Raw genomic sequence first — 17,980 nt, 5'->3', positions numbered from 1 at the left:
CAAATACCCAATTGTTGGATGCTTATGCCATTCCCGACACAATAGCCCAACACCATGTAAATACAAGATATTTTCAGATTGACGCTTACCCGGACTTTTCTATAAAATTTGATACATGAAAAATATCGAACAATTGCCGCATGATCCGCCGCTGCGCGCCGTCCGCGCGTTCGAGGCATTCGCGCGCCTCGGCTCGGTCACCGCGGCGGCCGCCGAGCTCGACATCACGCCGTCCGCGGTCAGCCACCAGCTGCAGTTGCTCGACGCGTTCATCCAGACGCCGCTGACCGTGCGCGACGGGCGCCTGCTCGCGCTCACCGACGAAGGCCGCGACTACTACCGGTCGATCAGCGCCGCGTTCTCGGTGCTGCGCAGCGCGACGCGCTTCGTGCGCGACCGCTCGTCGCTGCGGCAGATCACGATCAGCCTGATCCCGCTGTTCGGCATCGGCTGGTTCATCCCGCGCCTGCATGCGTTCCTCGCGAAGAACGCCGACGTCGACGTCACGGTACTGTACGCGCACCACCGCAACTACCGAAGCGATGCGTCGGACCTGTCGATCCGCTTCGGCACCGGCGACTGGCCCGGATATCGCTGCGAGCGGCTGCTGCCGGGCGCGATGACGCCGATGTGCAGCCCGTCGTTCCTGAAGCGTCACGGGCCGTTCCGCACCCCGGCCGATCTCGCGCACGCGCCGCTCGTGCACGACGAGGATCGCAGCGCGTGGGTCAACTGGCTGCAGGGCGCGGGCGTGCGGCACGTGTCGCACGCGGTCGGCCCGATGTTCGAGGACGGGCAGCTCACGCTGAGCGCGGCGCGCGCGGAGCTCGGCGTCGCGCTGCTGCGCGCGCCGCTCGTCGAGCGCGAGCTGGCGAGCGGCGAACTGGTGCGGCTGTTCGATCACGTGCTCGACGACGGGCGCGATTACTACCTGTGCACCCGCGAGGACACGGACTTGCCGGATGGCGCGAGGCGGCTCGCGCAATGGTTGAGGCAAATGGCGGCGGCGTGATGCCGATCGCCCTTTGCCTCGTCCTTTACATCGCCCTGCCCCAGCCGCGTTCGACCGCATAGGCGACCGTGGCGCGCGCCAGTTCCTGCGTGCTGTCGATGAGCATGACCCCGGCGTTGCGCAACGCGCGCGCCGCGATCGGAATCTCCGTGCAGCCCATCACCGCGACGGCGACCTTGCGCCGCTCGAGCGTCGCCAGCGCCCGCGACAGATGCCGCGCGGCGGCTTCGATCTTCGTTGCCTTGACGGCCTCGATGCATGCGGCGATGTCGCGCTGGGCGGCCGCCGCCGGCATCACCGGCTCGATGCCGCGCGCCCGCAAGGATGCCTGATAGAACCCCGACGCGAGCGCGCCGCCCGTCGCGAGCACCGCGACCCGCCGGATGCCTTCAGGCAACGCGGCCACCGATGCGTCGACGATATGCAGGATCGGCGCCGCGCTGTGTTCGGCCATCTGCGCATACCAGTGGTGCGCCGAATTGCACGGGATCACGATCACGCCGGCGCCGCACCGGTTCAGCAGGTCGATGCCGTCGAGCAGCGCCGGCAACGGGTCGGCGTCGCCGGCAACGATCGCGCGCGAACGATCGGGCGTATGCGTCAGGTTCGCGACGATCATCGCGAGATGCTCCTGATCGCAGCGCGCGCGCGTCAGCTGCATCACGCGGTGCATGAAGTCGACCGTCGCGAGCGGCCCCATGCCGCCGAGAACGCCGATGAGCGCCATGATGGACTCCTAGGTTCGCGACGGCCGCGAACAGATGGCGGACACGACGGCCGAATTGCCGATCACCAGCAACAAGGTCCGCAGCATCTCGCAAACCGGATCGACCGCGGCGAACAGCACGAACGCGGCCTCGAACGGCAGATGCAGGTGGGCGCACGTCATGCCGACCAGCGACACGGTCACGAGGCCCGACGTGCCCGCCGACGCGAAACCGGCGAGCACCGACGCGAGCAGCACCAGCCCGAGCTCGCCGACGCCGAGCGGACGCTCGTAGAGTTGCGCGATGAACAGCGTCGCACTGGCGTAATAGACCATCGGGCCGACGCGCAGCAGCGACACGGTCAACGGCACGAGCAGCTCGACGCGCGCGCGCGCAAAGCCGAAGCCGCCGACGAGACACTGGATCATCCCCGGCATGCAGGCGATGCTGCTGCGGGTCGCGAGCGCGAGCGCGAACGGGAGGCGCAACTCGGCGAGCGTCGCGGCCAGCGTGCGCCCCGAGCGCTTCCAGATCACGACGACCGCCGCCGCGATCAGCAAGGCCGACACGGCGAAGAACGCCGCGACGAAGCGGATCATCGCTTCGAGCGGCCCGATGCCGGACGTGCCGATCTGCGCGGCGCCCATGCAGAACAGCACGACCGGCGTCGGATAGGCGAGCCAGTGCATGAGCTTCTGGCACGTGAAGTAGACCGTCTCCAGCGATTGGGCCAGCGCCGTCGACGCGCTCGCGGGGACGCGCCCGGCCGCGAACCCGAAGAACAGCGAGAAGACGAGCGCTTTCAGCGTATCGCCGTTCGCCAGCGCGGCGAAGAAGTTGCCCGGCACGAGCGCGATCAGCATGTCGGCGAAGCCGGAGGTCTTTTCCGACGGATCGACGCCGTACAGGCTCATCACGGTGTCGCTCGCCGCGCCGTCGCTGCCGACCATCGCGCCGAACGCCCTGAGCGTCTCGTTCGACAGATGCTCGCCGGGCCGCATCGCGAGCAGCACGACCGCCCCGACGACGACGACGAACACCGACACGGCGACGAACATCACCATCACGCGCCCGACGAGATCCGCCGCGCTGCCGTCGCGCATCAGCCGCTGCAGGCTGAAAATCACCGCCGCCACCATGAACGGCAGCGCCGTCATCTTCAGCAGGCCGACGTAGACGTCCCCGACGAACTCGAATTTCGGCGCGGCTTCCGGCAGCAGCAGGCCGGTCACGACGCCGAGCGCGAGACTGCCGAACACGGTCCACGGATTGACGGCGAACGCGTGCAGCCATGGGGAATGGGGTGTCATCTTCATTGTGTCGATGTCCATGTCAGCGATTCATCGCGTTGAGCAGCGACTTCACGTCGAGCTGCCTGCCGCGGTCGGCCAGGAATTGATTGACGAAAGCCAGCAGCGTCGGGTCGGAGACGCGCACGCCGATCGCGAGCGCATCGTCGAGATCGGCGAGCGTCGCCACGCGCAGGCGAATCGGCGCCGTCGGCTGCTCCCGCATCACGCGCTTGACGGCCAGCTCGTCGCGATAGGTCGCCGACACAGAGCCGGCGTTCAGCGCATCCAGCACCGCGCTCCAGCTCGAATAGGTGCGGATCCGGGCTTTCGGAAAGTCGGTCTGCACGTAGTCGGCGTAGGCCGAGCCCGCCACGATGCCGATCGTGCCGTCGTAGTCGCGCACGACCTCCGGCACGGGGCGCCCTCGGGCGAGTTCGGCGAACCGGATGCGATTGAGCAGCAGCGCGCGCTTCAGGCTCACGTACGGCGTGCTGAAGCGGATGGCCTGCGCGCGCGGCAGCGTGCGCGACAGCTTGCTGACGGCAAGGTCGGCCCGCCCCGTCGCGAGCAGGCGCACGACGCCGTCGAACGTGGCGGCCTCGCGGTTGAAATGCACCGCCACGCCGAGCTTTTTCGCGATTTCGTTCGCGAGGTCGATGTCGACGCCGGTCAATTCCCCGTTGCGCGACTCGAAGAACGGCGGCTGGTCGACGCCGAGCACCGCGACGACGAGTTCGCCCCGCGTGACGATGCGCGCGAATTCCGGCGCGAGCAGCCTGCCGTCGGGCATCTGCACGAGTCCGGCCGGCGTCGCGGCCGCGGTGGCCGGGGCGGTCGCGACGACCGGCGCCGGCGCATCGTGCGAGCGCGCCGGGCCGGCGGGCAGCGCGACGACGAGCGCGCCGAGCAACCAGCCCGCAGGCACGCGGGCTGGCCAACGGGAATGCATCGCGTCGCGGGTCCATGCCAGCAGAACACGGGCGACGCGTCCGAGAACGTGGTTCATATCGCAGTGAGATGTCGGACGTTGCGCACAAAGCGCCGATCCGTTCAGGTCGAACGGGCTTCAGGACGACGCGCGTCGGGTCGCGCGTTCGGTCGAGGCGGCAGCACTGCCCGCCCGTTCAATGTCTCAAATGCGCCCGCCGGTTGAAATCCGTCGGATGGCCCGGGCGATGCGGCACGGGCCGGCTGGCTTGCGCGTCATCGTGTGCGGCGACGCCGGCGGGATACATCTCACCCGACCGGTTGCCCGGCGCGTGTCGGCCGAAATGCACAATCGCGCCATGCCGACCCCCGAAGAAAAAGCGGCGTTCAGCGAACGCCTGAAATTCGCATTGCGACGCGGGCCGAAGAAAGTCGCCGGCGCGACGGACCTGGCCCGGCACTTCAATCTCCGTCACCATGGCGCGCACCCGGTGTCGACGCAGACCGTGCACAAATGGCTGAGCGGGCGCACGATCCCGACGCCGGACAAACTCCGCACGCTCGCGACGTGGCTGCGCGTCGACCTGCACTGGCTGCGCTACGGCCCGCCGCCGAGCGCCGCGTCGCACGTGACGCCGCCGCCGCTGCCGCGCGACGAGCGCTATCCGCCGACGCGCGAGACGATCGAGCTGGCGTCGAAGATCGAGACGCTGTCGTCGCACCACCGCTACCTGCTCGAGGAACTGATCGAGCAGTTCTACGGCGACGCGCCGAGGCGCTGAGCGATGCGACAAACCGCCGCTTCCTTCGCATCTCCTGCGTGAACCGGCCCACGCAGATAGAAATTCACGATCCCGAGGATTGAAACAAGCAATTTCACAAACTCAGGGTGAACCCGGATACTGGCACCTCGCTAATTCAACACCGCAACGAGCAAGGAAACCCAGATGCCGATCATCAACACCCAAATCAAGCCGTTCAAGGCCACCGCATACCACAACGGCGATTTCGTGCCCGTCTCCGACGAGAACTTCAAGGGCAAGTGGTCCGTCGTCGTGTTCTACCCGGCCGACTTCACGTTCGTCTGCCCGACCGAGCTGGGCGACCTCGCCGACCGCTACGCGGAATTCCAGAAGCTGGGTGTCGAAATCTACGCGGTGTCGACCGACACGCACTTCACGCACAAGGCCTGGCACGACACGTCGGACACGATCGCCAAGATCAAGTACCCGATGATCGGCGACCCGACGCTGACGCTGTCGCGCAACTTCGACGTGCTGATCGAGGAAGAAGGGATGGCGCTGCGCGGCACGTTCGTGATCAACCCGGAAGGCGAGATCAAGCTGTGCGAGATCCACGACAACGGCATCGGCCGCGATGCAGGCGAACTGCTGCGCAAGGTGCAGGCCGCGCAATACATCGCCGCGCACCCGGGTGAAGTGTGCCCGGCCAAGTGGACCCCGGGCGCCGAGACGCTGACGCCGTCGCTCGACCTGATCGGCAAGATCTGACGAAACGCCCCGCGCGCCTCGTGCGAGGCGTGCAACGGCGGGCCGCCGTATCGCGCGGCCCGCCCTCCCCTCCGGCACGACGTGCCCGAGCAGAATGATCAATACGGAATCCGAAACGCCATGCTCGACGCCAATCTCAAGAACCAACTCAAAGCGTACCTGGAAAAGATCACGCGCCCGATCGAACTCGTCGCGTCGCTCGACGATGGCGCGAAGTCGCAGGAACTGCTCGCGCTGATCAACGAGATTGCGTCGCTGACGACGCGCGTGACCGTGGTCGAACGCCGCGACGACGCCGAGCGCAAGCCGTCGTTCTCGATCGGCGAACCGGGCAAGCCCGCTGGCATCCGCTTCGCCGGGATTCCGATGGGCCATGAATTCACGTCGCTCGTGCTCGCGCTGCTGCAGACGGGCGGTCATCCGATCAAGCTCGACGACGACGTGATCGAGCAGATCCGCGGGCTCGACGGCGACTACGCGTTCGAGACGTATTTCTCGCTGTCGTGCCAGAACTGCCCGGAAGTCGTGCAGGCGCTGAACGTGATGTCGCTGATCAACCCGCGCATCCGTCACGTCGCGATCGACGGCGCGCTGTTCCAGAATGAAGTCGAAGCGCGCCAGATCATGGCGGTGCCGACGATGTTCCTGAACGGCGAATCGTTCGGCCAGGGCCGCAGCAGCGTGAAGGAAATCCTCGCGAAGCTCGACACCGGCGCGAGCGCGCGCGCCGCGAAGGCGCTCGAGAACAAGCCGGTGTTCGACACGCTGATCGTCGGCGGCGGCCCGGCGGGCGCGGCGGGCGCAATCTACTCGGCGCGCAAGGGCATCGCGACCGGCGTCGTCGCCGAGCGCTTCGGCGGCCAGGTGCTCGACACGATGGCGATCGAGAACTTCGTGTCGGTGCAGGAAACCGAAGGGCCGAAGTTCGCGACCGCGCTCGAACAGCACGTGACGCAGTACGACGTCGACGTGATGGACGTGCAGCGTGCGGAAGCGCTGATTCCCGGCGCCGTGCACCAGATCCGCCTCGCGAACGGCGCGGTGCTGAAGGCCAAGACGATCGTCCTCGCGACCGGTGCGCGCTGGCGCGAAATCAACGTGCCCGGCGAGCGCGAATACCGCAACCGCGGCGTCGCCTACTGCCCGCACTGCGACGGCCCGCTGTTCAAGGGCAAGCGCGTCGCGGTGGTCGGCGGCGGCAACTCGGGCGTCGAGGCCGCGATCGACCTCGCGGGCATCGTGAAGGCCGTCACGCTGATCGAATACGGCGCGCAACTGCGCGCGGACGAAGTGCTGCAGCGCAAGCTGCGCAGCCTGCCGAACGTGACCGTCGTCACACAGGCGCAGACGACCGAGCTGACCGGCGACGGCAGCAAGCTGAACGGCCTCGTCTACAAGGACCTGCGCAGCGGCGACGTGAAGCGCATCGATCTCGAGGGCGTGTTCGTGCAGATCGGCCTCGTGCCGAACACCGAATGGCTGAAGGGCACGATCGAGCTGTCGAAGCACGGCGAGATCGTCGTCGATGCGCGCGGCGCGACGTCGGTGCCCGGCGTGTTCGCGGCCGGCGACGTGACGACGGTGCCGTTCAAGCAGATCGTGATCGCGGTCGGCGAAGGCGCGAAGGCATCGCTCGCCGCGTTCGACCACCTGATCCGGCAGGACGTCGCCCCCGTCGATGCGGCGCCGGCCGTCGAGGAAGCGGTCGCCGCGTAATACCCGTACCGCACGCATTACCCAGGTTGTCTCTCTTGGCCCCGCATGCCCTGGTCGGCGTGCGGGGTCCTTTTTTTGTGTTCCGCCCGCCGCGGGCGCGGGCCGCTACTGGAGACTCAGCACGACGAGCGAATACTGCCTGAGGCTCAACGCGAACGTGACCGCATTGCCGTTCGCGCTGAACGGCACGGGCTGCAGCGAAGCGTCGCCGTTATCCGGCGAACTGACGTTGACGGCCGTGACGCGCTTGCCGGCCGGCGGCGTCGCGGACACGTTGAAGGTCGTCGCCTGCACCTGAAACGTCCCCGACGCGGTGAACATGAAGTTCGTGAAATGCAGCAGCATTTCGCTGCCGAGCTGGTTCGCCTCCACATGAACCCGGCGATCGGCGTCCGTCGTCACGACCGGCACGGCAGCGCCGGCCAGCGCCCCGACGATCCTGCCGGAATCGGCCTGCAAGCCGTTCAGCAGGTATTGCTTGCCGGGAAGATCCGAGAAATAGACCATGCGGCCGGCGCCGAACGCCGCCTGGGCACTGGCCGGCAATGCCCCACCCTTGTGAAATCCGAGCACGTCGGCCAGCGCGAAGTCCGCGCGCGCGTCGCCGAACTCGTTGAGCCCGGTCGGGTTCGGGCCGGTGACGACGATCGTGCCGCCGCCGTTGACGAACTGCCGGATCAGCGCCGCCTCGTTGTCCGACACGGCCTCCAGGTCGGGCAGCAGCAACGCGTTGATCCCCGTCAGATCGGCCGCGCCGAAAGCCGGGCTCGTCACGACGGAAAACGGCACATGCGCGTGCACGAGCGCCTTGACCATGCCCCGGTACTCGCCGAGCCATTGCTGCTGGTAGCAGCTGTCCGTGTCCGTCGTGCTCCACCAGTCCGACGCGCTGCCCGGCTGGGCCGTCGTGCAATACAGCCCGTTGCCGATCGAGGGGTTCACGTAATCGCGGCTCGCGCTGGAATGATAGAGCGCGACGTTCGCGAGCGGCGCCGCGTCGAACAGCCGCGCGCTGTTCGCCTGCGCGAACGCATACATGCGCGTGCGCATCGCGGCGCCGACGCCGACGGTCTTGCCGGGCACCTGCACTTCGAACGGACTGCAGCCCGCCGCGAGCACCTCCGCCATCACCTGTACGGCATCGTCCTCCTGCTTGCCGTAACTGAACGACCACGCCGGCTTGCCGGCGCTCGCGGCGCGCGCGTACTTGCACATCGAGATCAGGCAGATCCAGTCGTTCTCCTGCGCATAGCGCATCGCATCGCTGTTGCTCAGGACGTCGATTTCCCAGACCTGCGTGATGCCGTCGGCCGCGCGCAGGTACGCGCCGTCCAGGCCGATCAGCGTGGCATCGTGGTAATCGCAGGTCACCGTCTCGACGAACAGCTGGATCGCGGGATTGACCGAGCGCGCGGCGGCGGCGATGTCGAGCTGGAACTTGCTCAGGTTGCGATGCCGCCATTCGACCCAGCGCCGGAAATACGGATCGTTCCAGTCCGCCGCGACGGGCAGGTCGAGGCCGGTATCCGCCTTGAACGCCGCCTTGCCCCAGCTCGACGCGTCGCTCCAGTCCACCACGCCGTTGAAGTAGATCGGCACGTCGGGCCAGATCCCGTCGGCGCCGGTCTGCGCCAGCAGCTTGATGCGATCGAGGTACGCCTGGCGCCACGGCCCGTTGGGGCTCATCCACGCACTCTCGTCGTTGGGGTCGACCCAGAACACGAGACTGCCGGTGAACACGTTCGGCTGACCGTTCAGGCCGACCTGCACCCAGTCCGGGTGCGTCTTGTACATCGACGGGCCGTTCGCGCCGCCCACGCTGATCACCTCCAGCGACGGGTAATACCAGACCACCTTCAGGCCGGCCGCGTGAACCATCTGGTTGAAATGGGCGGCATCCGCCATCGCCGAACTGAAGTCGGCGTCGTTCATCCAGTTGGACAGCACGGTGTCGGTTTCCACGACGCTCACGTTCTGCGCGGCCAGCCCTGAAATGATCGCCTGCAGCGTCGGATCATCCGGCCCCGCACCGAACGACGCGTCGGCCGCGCGCGCGTGCTGGCTCCAGTCGCCGAAGCCGCCCGCGGCGTGCGCGTCGCGCGCGCCGGCGCTCAACGCGGCCGGCGTCACCAGCAGCACCTTCGACCATGCCGGCAATCGGCTGCCCAGCGCCAGCGCCGCGCTGCGCGCCAGAAAACGGCGACGTGGCAGCATCCTCGTTGCATTCCCCTTCATTGCGCCTCCCGGTTCTCCCGTCACCCGGCGCATGGCGGCCGGCGACGAGATTGCCGGATGCGAGTGCCAGCCATGCGCGTGAGATGTCAGTCGCCGCAAGGGCCGTGCCAGATGCGTGGCCGCATGATCGGTACGGCGCCTCACGCTGCAGCGCGGCGGTCATCGCGGGGAAAGCGCCGAAAAACGTTTCACGAATGAGATGGAATCGCGCGATTGCCGGGGGCAGCCTCGCGTGGCACGGCGCGCCGCATGCGCCGGTAACGTTTCAGTGACGGGCGGGCGTGGGAATTTGCATCGTCGCTGATACGTGCGACTCGATGCGTGCGCAACGAATGCGATTCGAGCGACAGGCGTCGCCCGGATCACTGGGTAGCAACCGCATTGTCCTTTGGGGGGGACGACGACTTGAAACTGCTCGATTGCCTGACGAGTTGCTCGGTCATCGCAGCGGCGACGGCGTTCGAACCGGCGGACGAGCCGTGCCGATCCGCGCCTGCGCCCGCGCCGACCGGAAGTTGCGGCGGCGGCAACGAAGGATCGAGCTTGGCCGACTCCCTGACCAGCGCGGCGGTTTCGGCCGTCTCGGCGGTCTTGGCCGGATTCGTCGCGGCGTGACGCTCCAGGCTGTCGTGCTGACGCGACGCGTGTTGCGCCGGATTCGCGGTCGAAGCGGACGGCTTCTGCGCATCGACCGACGCGACAGCGGCGGACGGCGGCTCGCTCGGCTCGACCGGAGGTTGCGGTTTCTCGCTGACGCTCGGGACTGCCGAGCCGGGTGTGAGCGTCGCGCTCACGCGTGCGGGCGGTTGCTCAGTTGACTGTTTCGGCACCAGGCTCACGGGTGCCGACGGTGGCGGCGGCACCGCGCTCACGGCGACAGGCGGCGGCTGTTGCGGCGCCGCGTCGGCATGCGTCGCGGTTGCGGCGGCGGACGCCGGCTGCCCGATGCTGCCCTGCGCCGCGTGATCGTCGCCCGATCGGGATCCGGTCACTTGCGCTGGTACGGCTTCGCCGAAGCCGGCGTCCTCAATCGCGCGGTGGTCCGCCCTCAGGAGCATCAGGTACGACACGCTTGTCGCGGCCACCAGCAGCCCCCCGGCGATCATCACTTTCTTACGGGTATTCGTCATACTTCGTTCACCGGTCGTTCAATCGAAGTGAACGATCGATGATAAACGACCGCCGGCGCGTCATATCCGACGAATACATTTGGTTGCATTGATGCCGACCCCACGCTTCGCGCTCATGGGGTCGGCGCCGGATATCGCGCCGCTTACTCCGGAAACGGCAGTTCCGTCTGGCCTTCCGCGCGCATGCCGAACGTGTTGAGCGTCATCGCGACGAGCGCGTAATAGCCGAGCAGCGCCACGAGATTGACGACCACCTCGTGGCCGAAGCGCTCCTCCGCGCGGGCGAACGTCGCGTCGCTGACGCGCCGCGCATCGTACAGTTCGTTCGCGAACGCGTAGACCAGCGCATCGTCGTCCGACTCGAACGCCGGCTCGACGCCGTCCCGGATCGCCTCGGCGGTCGCGGCCGGCACGCCGGCTTCGAGCGCGATCGGATGATGAATGTGCCATTCCGCCTGCGAGCGCCAGCGCGCGGCGGTGACGAGGATCGCGAGCTCCGACAGGCGCAGCGGCAAGCCGGTGCGATACCGGCAGAACGCGCCGAGGCGCTGCGCATGCTGCGCGAGCTCGGGGCTCGCGATCCAGCCGAGGAACGGGCCGTTCAGGTTGCCGCGCGGCCCGCTGAGAATCTCGGCCAGCACCGCCTTCTGCGCATCCGTCGCGGATGCGGGGTCGAATGGGGGAAGTCTCGTAGTCATCGGGTGTCCGTTCGCTGAATCCGTCATGCGCCGACCGCCGCGATTGCCGCGTCGATCGCGCCCGCCAGGCGCTCGACGATCGTGTCGATCTGCTGCGCGGTGCAGATGAACGGCGGCGCGAGCAGCACGTGGTCGCCCTGGCGTCCGTCGATCGTACCGCCCATCGGATACACCATCAAACCGCGCTGCATCGCCTCGCGCTTGATCACCGCGTTCAGCTTCAGCGCCGGATCGAACGCCGCCTTGCTCGCGCGGTCGCGCACGAATTCGACGCCGACGAACAGCCCGCGCCCGCGCACGTCGCCGATACAGGGATGCTGCGCATAACGCTCGCGCAACAACGCGCGCAATTGTTCGCCGCGCGCCTTCACGTTGTCGAGCAGGTGCTCTTCCGCGATCACGCGCTGCACTTCGAGCGCCGCCGCGCAGGCGGTCGCATGGCCGATATACGTGTGGCCGTGCTGGAAGAAGCCCGACCCGCCGACGATCGTCCGGTAGATCTCGTCGCTGACGAGCGTCGCGCCGATCGGCTGATAGCCCGCGCCGAGGCCCTTCGCGATCGTCAGCAGGTCCGGCGCGACGCCGTCTTCCTCGCACGCGAACAGGTAGCCGGTGCGCCCCATCCCCGACATGATCTCGTCGAGGATCAGCAGCACGCCGTACTTGTCGCACACCGCGCGAATCTTCTTCAGGTACGTGCGCACCGGCGGCACCGCACCCGCCGTCGCGCCGACCACCGTCTCCGCGACGAATGCGGCAACGCTTTCCGGGCCGAGTTCGAGGATCGTCTGTTCGAGTTCGTCCGCGAGACGCTGCGCGAACGCCTCTTCGGTTTCGTCCGCGCGCTGCTCGCGATACGCGTAGCACGGGCTCACGTGATGGGCTTCGATCAGGATCGGCAGGAACGGCTCGCGCCGCCATGCGTTGCCGCCGATCGCGAGCGCGCCGAGCGTGTTGCCGTGATAGCTCTGCCGGCGCGCGATGAAGTGACGCCGCTGCGGCTCGCCCTTCTCGACGAAGTACTGGCGCGCGAGCTTGAGCGCCGCCTCGATCGCCTCGGAGCCGCCCGACACGAAATACACATGGTTGAGCCCCGCCGGCGCGGCGTCGACGAGCCGGTCGGCCAGTTCCTCGGCGACTTCCGTGGTGAAGAACGACGTGTGCGCGTACGGCAGTTGCTGCGCCTGGCGCTTGATCGCGTCGATCACGCGCTGGTTGCTGTGCCCGAGGCACGACACGGCCGCGCCGCCGCATGCGTCGATGTAGCGCTTGCCGGTCGAGTCGATGATCTCGATGCCGTCGCCGGCGACGGCGACCGGGAGTGTCACGCGCGGCGCGCGATGGAAAACGGTTGTCATGGCTTGCCTCTTGGTTCAGGACGCGTCTGTCGCGCGCCTGTCCGGCACGATGCGCGTCGCGAAACGCTGCGTGCCGTGTTGATGGACGGTCATGTCGATGCCCGCTGCGCCGATCGCGAACACCGCGGTCGCAAGCGTGTTCTCGTCGTCGGGATCGGCCGGGTCGTCGCGGTAGATCGGCAGGCCGTCGGGCGCGCGATCGCCGAGCACGCGCAGCAGCGCGGCTTCGTCGATCGCATCGATGCCGGGCGTCAGCGCGTCGACGCGCCGCTGGCGGTCCGCCGACGACTGCGTGACGATCTGCGCTTCCGCTTCGCAGCCCGCATGCACCAGGTGGTTCGCGTGCCCCGACAGCCGCGCGACGTCGACGACCGAGCAGCGCGCGACGCTCGCCTCGATGCTCAGGAGCCGAGCGTCGTCGGTCGCGCCGAGCGTGTGATGAAAGCCGCTCGCCCGCGCAGGCCTGCGCAGCACGTCGACGGCCGCGTCGAGCGACGTCGCGTCGAGCACCGCGCGCGCGAGGATCATCCGCGGCACGCCGGCGGCCGGCGTCTTGATGCGCAGATTGTTGATCGCCTGCACGACGCCCGCGCGATTCGCCGCGAACGTATGGCCCGGCAACGAGCCCGGGTAATAGAAGCTGATGAAACCCGGCTTGCCGTCGGGCCGCACGTCGACGAGCAGGCAGCGCTCGCGCAGGAACGGGTCGCCGTCCTCGTTGTGCGCGATCCAGCGCGCGCCGTTTGCGCCGCGCGCGGCGAGCGTCGTGCAGCCGTCCGGCGCGTTGTGGATCAGCTCGCCGCGGCAATTCCACAGAAAGACGTCTTCCGCCGGCCAGCCGAGGCCGGCCGCCATCCCGTCGAGCTCCGCGACGAGATCGGGATACGCGGCGAGCGCCGCCTGCCGCAGCGCGTGCACGAACGGATGGCCGCGCCAGCGGCTGACCGCCTGCCACGCACCGCTCTGCTGCATGTACGCGTCGAACACCGGCCGCGCGAGTTCGCCGAGACGCACGCCGATGTCGAACGGCGCGCCGGCGATGACGGGGGATAGGGAAAGCTGCATGTCGAACGTTAGGGTCGTGCTCAGGACACGTGTTTCAGGAATTCCTTCAGGCGCGGCGTCGGCGGCCGGTCGATCAGGTCGGCCGGGTGGCCGTCCTCGGCGATGCCGCCCTGATCCATGAACAGCAGCCGCGTGCCGACCCGCTTCGCGAAGCCGATCTCGTGCGTGACGACGATCATCGTCATCCCTTCCGTCGCGAGATCCTGCATCACTTTCAGCACTTCGTGGCGCAACTCCGGATCGAGCGCGGACGTCGGCTCGTCGAACAGCATCAGCCTCGGCCGGATTGCGAGCGCGCGTGCGATCGCGACGCGCTGCTGCTGGCCGCCCGACAGCTCGGACGGGTAATGATTCGCGCGCGATTCGAGGCCGACCTTGTCGAGCAGCGCCATCGCCTGGTCGCGCGCGTCGGCGCGCGATGCGCCGCGCACCTGCATCGGCCCGAACATCACGTTCTCGAGCGCGGTCATCTGCGGAAACAGGTTGAACTGCTGGAACACCATGCCGGCCTCGAGCCGGATGTTGCGGATCGTCGTCGCGTTGCCGCGCACGCTCTGGCCGTCGACGAGCAGCTCGCCGGACGTGATTTTCTCGAGCGCGTTGATACAGCGCAGCATCGTCGACTTGCCCGAGCCCGACGGGCCGATCACGACCACGACCTCGCCCGCGTCGATCTTCAGGTCGATATGCTTCAGCACCGGCACGTGGCCGAAGCTCTTCGACACGTTCTGGAATTCGACCATGCTCATAGTATGCGCATCCTCTTTTCGATCAGCCGAAGCGTCATCGTCATGACGCCGGTCAGAATCAGGTAGATCGCCGCCACCGCGGTCCAGATCTCGACCGCCTGGAAGTTGCCCGCGATGATTTCCTGCCCCTTGCGCGTCAGCTCGCCGACGCCGATCACGATGAACAGCGACGTGTCCTTCAGGCTCACGATGCACTGGTTGCCGAGCGGCGGAATCAGCCGCCGGAACGCGAGCGGCCCGACCACCTTCAGCAGCACGCGCGGCATCGACAGCCCCATCGCGAGCCCCGCTTCCGTCAATCCCTTCGGAATCGACAGCAGCGCGCCGCGCACCACTTCCGCGAGATACGCGCCGGAATTCACGGTGATCGCGATGATCGCGGCCGTCAGCCCGTCGATGCGGATGTGCGCGAGCAGCGGCAGCGCGAAATACAGGAACATCACCTGCACGACGATCGGCGTGCCGCGGATCAGCTCGATGTAGACCTGCGCGAGCACGTTCATTGCCTTCGGCCCGTATGCGCGGAACATGCCTGCGATCATGCCCACGACGAAGCCGCCCAATAACCCGAACAACGCGATGAACACCGTCAGCCGGACCCCGTCCATCAGGTCCGGCAGCGCCGTCCAGATCGCTGACCAATCGAAATTCACTTGCCGCTCCCCGTTCGATTCAAGACCGGCGCGGCCGGACGGCCGCGCCACGATGCACCGTCACGCTCACATCTTCGGCGGCTCGGCGCCGAACCACTTCTTGTAGATCTGCGCGTAGCGGCCGTCGGCCTTGATCTTCACGAGCTCCTCGTTGACCTTCGCGACGAGCGGGCTGCCCTTCGGGAAGCCGATCCCGTACTTGTCGCCGCTGACCGGCTGGCCCGCGACCTTCACCTTGCCCTTGCCTTCGTTGTTCACGAAGAACAGCACGTTCGGCGTGTCGTGCATCGCCGCGTCGACGCGGCCGGCCTCGAGCGCGAGGTATGCCTGGTCGATGTTCGGGAACTGGCGGATCTCCTTCGGCTTCAGGTGCGCCTTGATCCAGTCGATCGTCGCGGTGCCCGTCTTCGCGGCGATCACCTTGCCGTTCAGGTCGTCGATCGACTTGATCGTCGTGTTGCCGGTCTGCACCATCGCGGCGAGGCCGCTGTCGTAGTACGGCGCGGAGAAGTCGATCGCCTTCTTCCGTTCCTCCTTGATCGTCATCCCCGACAGCGCGACGTCGATGTTCTGCGTCTGCAGCGCCGGGATCAGGCCCGCGAAATCCATCGGCTGGATCGTGTACTTCCAGCCCTGGTCCTTCGCGATCTCCGCCCACAGGTCGAGATCGAAGCCGACGTACTTGTCGCCCTGCTTGAACTCGAACGGCATGAACGACGTGTCGGTGCCGACCACGAGCGTTTTCGTATCGGCATGCGCGACGCTCGCGCCGAGCATGGCGACGACCACGGCGGTTTTCAGGAAGGAACGGCGACTCATGGCATTTCTCCGCATTGATTGGCGATGGGCCCGGCACCCCGGCCGGGCGAAGCGACGACAGCAGGCCGCACCGCAACATGCGATGTCGAATTAGACCTTAGTGCAACATGTGTTGTCAATGGCGATACTACGACAACAAAAAAATCCGCAACAGGTCAATGCATCGAGAAAAACCCTGCGTCGGAACCGGGGCGCAAATGAAAACGCCGCCGTGCCCGAAGGCACGGCGGCGTGATGAAACGCGTGTTGCGAACGGCCGCCCGGTCGACCGGGCGGCGTGCGGTTATGGTGCGGCGAAGAACAGCCCGACGACGCAGGCCATGCCGGCAAACCAGGTGAGCGAGCGCAGCGCGGCCCAGTTCAGCAGGTAGAGCAGCGAGTAGACGACGCGGATCACGACGAACGCGATCGCGAGCTGGTCGACGCGATGCACATTGGCGCCGGATTGCCACGCGATGACGAGGCCGGCCGTGAACAGCGCGAGCGCCTCCCATGCGTTGTGGTGCGCGGCCGCCGCGCGGGCGCGCCAGCCTTCGAGCTTCGCGAGGTACTCGCGCGGCGCGTGGTTGTCGTAGCCCTTCTTCGCCTTCGCGAGAATCGTCAGCGGGAACGGCAGCACCGCCACGATGAACAGGCACAGCTGGGACGTCGTCATCAAAGCCTCCTCCGTGTTTATGATTACATTATTCAATGACAAGATCGCCGAGAGCTTAGCATTGCGCCGCCGCGACCGCGCACCGGTTTTCTAGACGGGACGCTCGGCCGTGCGGCAGCCGGCCACGCGCGCCGGAATATCCACCAAATCTCCGCCAAAAACATTAATTCAAACTGGTCAATCCCCAATAACATAGCGCTCGTTGCTGGCTCGGCGCCGATTCGCGCCGAGCCAGCCGACCCGCGCGGCGTGCATTGCGCCGCCGCGTGCCGACCGACCACCGATCCGAGCCCACGCCATGCCCCGCCCCATCGTCGCCCACGTCCGTCCCGACGCCGTTCGCCACAACCTCGCGTTCATTCGCCGCACCGCCGCGCAATCGCGCGTGTGGGCGGTCGTCAAGGCCAACGCATACGGCCACGGCATCGAGCGGATCTATCCGGGCCTCGCGGCGGCGGACGGCATCGCGCTGCTCGACCTCGACGAAGCGGTGCGCGTGCGCGCGCTCGGCTGGGACAAGCCGGTGTTGCTGCTCGAAGGAATTTTCGATCCGGCCGACGTCGAGCTGGTCGAGCGCCACCGGCTGACGGTCGCCGTTCACTGCGACGCGCAGCTCGACCTGCTGATCGCCGCGAAGCCGCAGCGGCCGATCGACATCCACCTGAAGATGAATTCCGGCATGAACCGGCTCGGCTACCGGCCCGCCGCGTTCCGCGCCGCGTGGGAGCGCGCGGCCGGCGCGCCGTCGATCGGCGCGATCACGCTGATGACGCACTTCGCGATCGCCGACGAAGGCGAGATCGACTGGCAGCTCGAGCAGTTCGACGCGGCGACGGCCGGCATGCCGGGCGAGCGCTCGGTGTCGAACTCGGCCGCGGTGCTGTGGCATCCGCGTGCGCATCGCGACTGGGTGCGCCCCGGCACGATCCTGTACGGCGCGTCGCCGACCGGCGCGGCGCGGCACATCGCCGACACGCCGCTGATGGCGTCGATGACGCTGACGAGCCGGATCATCGGCGTGCAGACGCTCGCGCCGCAGGAAACCGTCGGCTACGGCCGCCGCTTCACGGCCGACCAGCCGATGCGCATCGGCGTCGTCGCGTGCGGCTATGCGGACGGCTATCCGCGCCACGCGCCGACCGGCACGCCGATCGCGGTGGACGGCGTGCGCACGCGCGTCGTCGGCCGCGTGTCGATGGACATGCTCACCGTCGACCTCACGCCGTGCCCGAACGCGGGCATCGGTTCGCACGTCGAGCTGTGGGGCGACCAGGTGAAGGTCGACGACGTCGCCGAGGCGAGCGGCACGATCGGCTACGAGCTGATGTGCGCGGTCACGCCCCGCGTGCCGGTCGTGGTCGAGCCGCTGGGCACGTCCGGCACGTCGGCAACGCAGGACGAACCGCTGCGCACCGGCAGCTACGGGCGCTAAATCCGGCGCGAGGCGTCGCCG

General features: G+C 67.7%; 17 protein-coding genes. 5 read left to right on the top strand and 12 right to left on the bottom strand.

The window, feature by feature from the left end:
* The first annotated feature begins 115 nt into the window (after positions 1-115).
* The gene (locus B7P44_RS23690; protein WP_084908408.1) at positions 116-1,012 is read left to right on the top strand and encodes a LysR substrate-binding domain-containing protein; all 897 of its coding nucleotides are present in this window, start codon (positions 116-118) and stop codon (positions 1,010-1,012) included.
* Positions 1,013-1,037: 25 nt separating this feature from the next.
* Here the strand turns inward: B7P44_RS23690 and cuyB are convergent, their stop codons facing one another.
* The 3 genes from cuyB to B7P44_RS23675 are packed head-to-tail and all read right to left on the bottom strand — an operon-like array spanning position 1,038 to position 3,960.
* Positions 1,038-1,739 (bottom strand): cysteate racemase, encoded by a 702-nt coding sequence (gene cuyB / locus B7P44_RS23685; RefSeq protein ID WP_084908407.1) that lies wholly within the window; start codon positions 1,737-1,739, stop codon positions 1,038-1,040.
* A 9-nt stretch (positions 1,740-1,748) separates the two neighbouring features.
* Positions 1,749-3,050, bottom strand: coding sequence for a dicarboxylate/amino acid:cation symporter (locus tag B7P44_RS23680; protein ID WP_084908406.1), 1,302 nt, complete (start codon positions 3,048-3,050; stop codon positions 1,749-1,751).
* Position 3,051: 1 nt separating this feature from the next.
* Positions 3,052-3,960, bottom strand: coding sequence for a substrate-binding periplasmic protein (locus B7P44_RS23675; protein ID WP_407924039.1), 909 nt, complete (start codon positions 3,958-3,960; stop codon positions 3,052-3,054).
* Positions 3,961-4,297: 337 nt separating this feature from the next.
* Between B7P44_RS23675 and B7P44_RS23670 the strand changes: the two genes are divergently transcribed.
* From B7P44_RS23670 to ahpF, 3 genes are all read left to right on the top strand, one after another.
* Positions 4,298-4,720, top strand: a complete 423-nt coding sequence (locus B7P44_RS23670) for a transcriptional regulator (RefSeq protein WP_084908404.1) — start codon at positions 4,298-4,300, stop codon at positions 4,718-4,720.
* A 165-nt stretch (positions 4,721-4,885) separates the two neighbouring features.
* On the top strand, positions 4,886-5,449 hold the full coding sequence (ahpC, locus tag B7P44_RS23665) for an alkyl hydroperoxide reductase subunit C (RefSeq protein WP_084908403.1): 564 nt from the start codon (positions 4,886-4,888) through the stop codon (positions 5,447-5,449).
* Between the two features lie 120 nt (positions 5,450-5,569).
* Positions 5,570-7,165, top strand: a complete 1,596-nt coding sequence (gene ahpF / locus B7P44_RS23660) for an alkyl hydroperoxide reductase subunit F (protein ID WP_084908402.1) — start codon at positions 5,570-5,572, stop codon at positions 7,163-7,165.
* A gap of 105 nt (positions 7,166-7,270) precedes the next feature.
* Here ahpF and B7P44_RS23655 read toward each other — a convergent pair whose 3' ends face one another.
* The 9 genes from B7P44_RS23655 to B7P44_RS23615 all read right to left on the bottom strand — a co-directional run bounded on the left by B7P44_RS23655 (position 7,271) and on the right by B7P44_RS23615 (position 16,527).
* Positions 7,271-9,379: a type 1 glutamine amidotransferase family protein gene (locus B7P44_RS23655; protein ID WP_084908401.1), complete on the bottom strand. Its 2,109-nt coding sequence runs from the start codon at positions 9,377-9,379 to the stop codon at positions 7,271-7,273.
* Between the two features lie 383 nt (positions 9,380-9,762).
* A complete protein-coding gene (locus B7P44_RS23650) occupies positions 9,763-10,530 on the bottom strand; it encodes a hypothetical protein (RefSeq protein ID WP_084908400.1) in 768 nt (255 codons plus the stop codon).
* A gap of 143 nt (positions 10,531-10,673) precedes the next feature.
* A complete protein-coding gene (locus B7P44_RS23645) occupies positions 10,674-11,228 on the bottom strand; it encodes a carboxymuconolactone decarboxylase family protein (RefSeq protein WP_084909994.1) in 555 nt (184 codons plus the stop codon).
* Between the two features lie 23 nt (positions 11,229-11,251).
* Positions 11,252-12,586, bottom strand: coding sequence for an aspartate aminotransferase family protein (locus tag B7P44_RS23640; protein WP_084908399.1), 1,335 nt, complete (start codon positions 12,584-12,586; stop codon positions 11,252-11,254).
* A 15-nt stretch (positions 12,587-12,601) separates the two neighbouring features.
* On the bottom strand, positions 12,602-13,651 hold the full coding sequence (locus tag B7P44_RS23635; RefSeq protein ID WP_084908398.1) for a C45 family autoproteolytic acyltransferase/hydrolase: 1,050 nt from the start codon (positions 13,649-13,651) through the stop codon (positions 12,602-12,604).
* Between the two features lie 20 nt (positions 13,652-13,671).
* Positions 13,672-14,400, bottom strand: a complete 729-nt coding sequence (gene glnQ, locus B7P44_RS23630) for a glutamine ABC transporter ATP-binding protein GlnQ (protein WP_084908397.1) — start codon at positions 14,398-14,400, stop codon at positions 13,672-13,674.
* Positions 14,397-15,104, bottom strand: a complete 708-nt coding sequence (gene glnP, locus B7P44_RS23625) for a glutamine ABC transporter permease GlnP (protein WP_231716822.1) — start codon at positions 15,102-15,104, stop codon at positions 14,397-14,399. Before glnP ends, glnQ begins: the two co-directional genes overlap by 4 nt.
* 15 nt (positions 15,105-15,119) lie before the next feature.
* Positions 15,120-15,872, bottom strand: coding sequence for a glutamine ABC transporter substrate-binding protein GlnH (gene glnH / locus B7P44_RS23620; protein ID WP_084908395.1), 753 nt, complete (start codon positions 15,870-15,872; stop codon positions 15,120-15,122).
* A gap of 283 nt (positions 15,873-16,155) precedes the next feature.
* The gene (locus B7P44_RS23615) at positions 16,156-16,527 is read right to left on the bottom strand and encodes an MAPEG family protein (protein ID WP_084908394.1); all 372 of its coding nucleotides are present in this window, start codon (positions 16,525-16,527) and stop codon (positions 16,156-16,158) included.
* A 298-nt stretch (positions 16,528-16,825) separates the two neighbouring features.
* Here B7P44_RS23615 and alr point away from each other — a divergent pair, with 298 nt between their 5' ends.
* Complete coding sequence (gene alr / locus B7P44_RS23610; RefSeq protein ID WP_084908393.1) at positions 16,826-17,959, top strand: alanine racemase; 1,134 nt, start codon at positions 16,826-16,828, stop codon at positions 17,957-17,959.
* Positions 17,960-17,980: the final 21 nt, after the last annotated feature.

It is taken from the genome of Burkholderia ubonensis subsp. mesacidophila, assembly GCF_002097715.1.
In the GTDB taxonomy this organism is placed as follows: Bacteria; Pseudomonadota; Gammaproteobacteria; order Burkholderiales; family Burkholderiaceae; genus Burkholderia; species Burkholderia mesacidophila.
The sequence above is the reverse complement of the archived record's forward strand: the minus strand, read 5'-3'. Positions and strand labels throughout refer to the sequence as shown.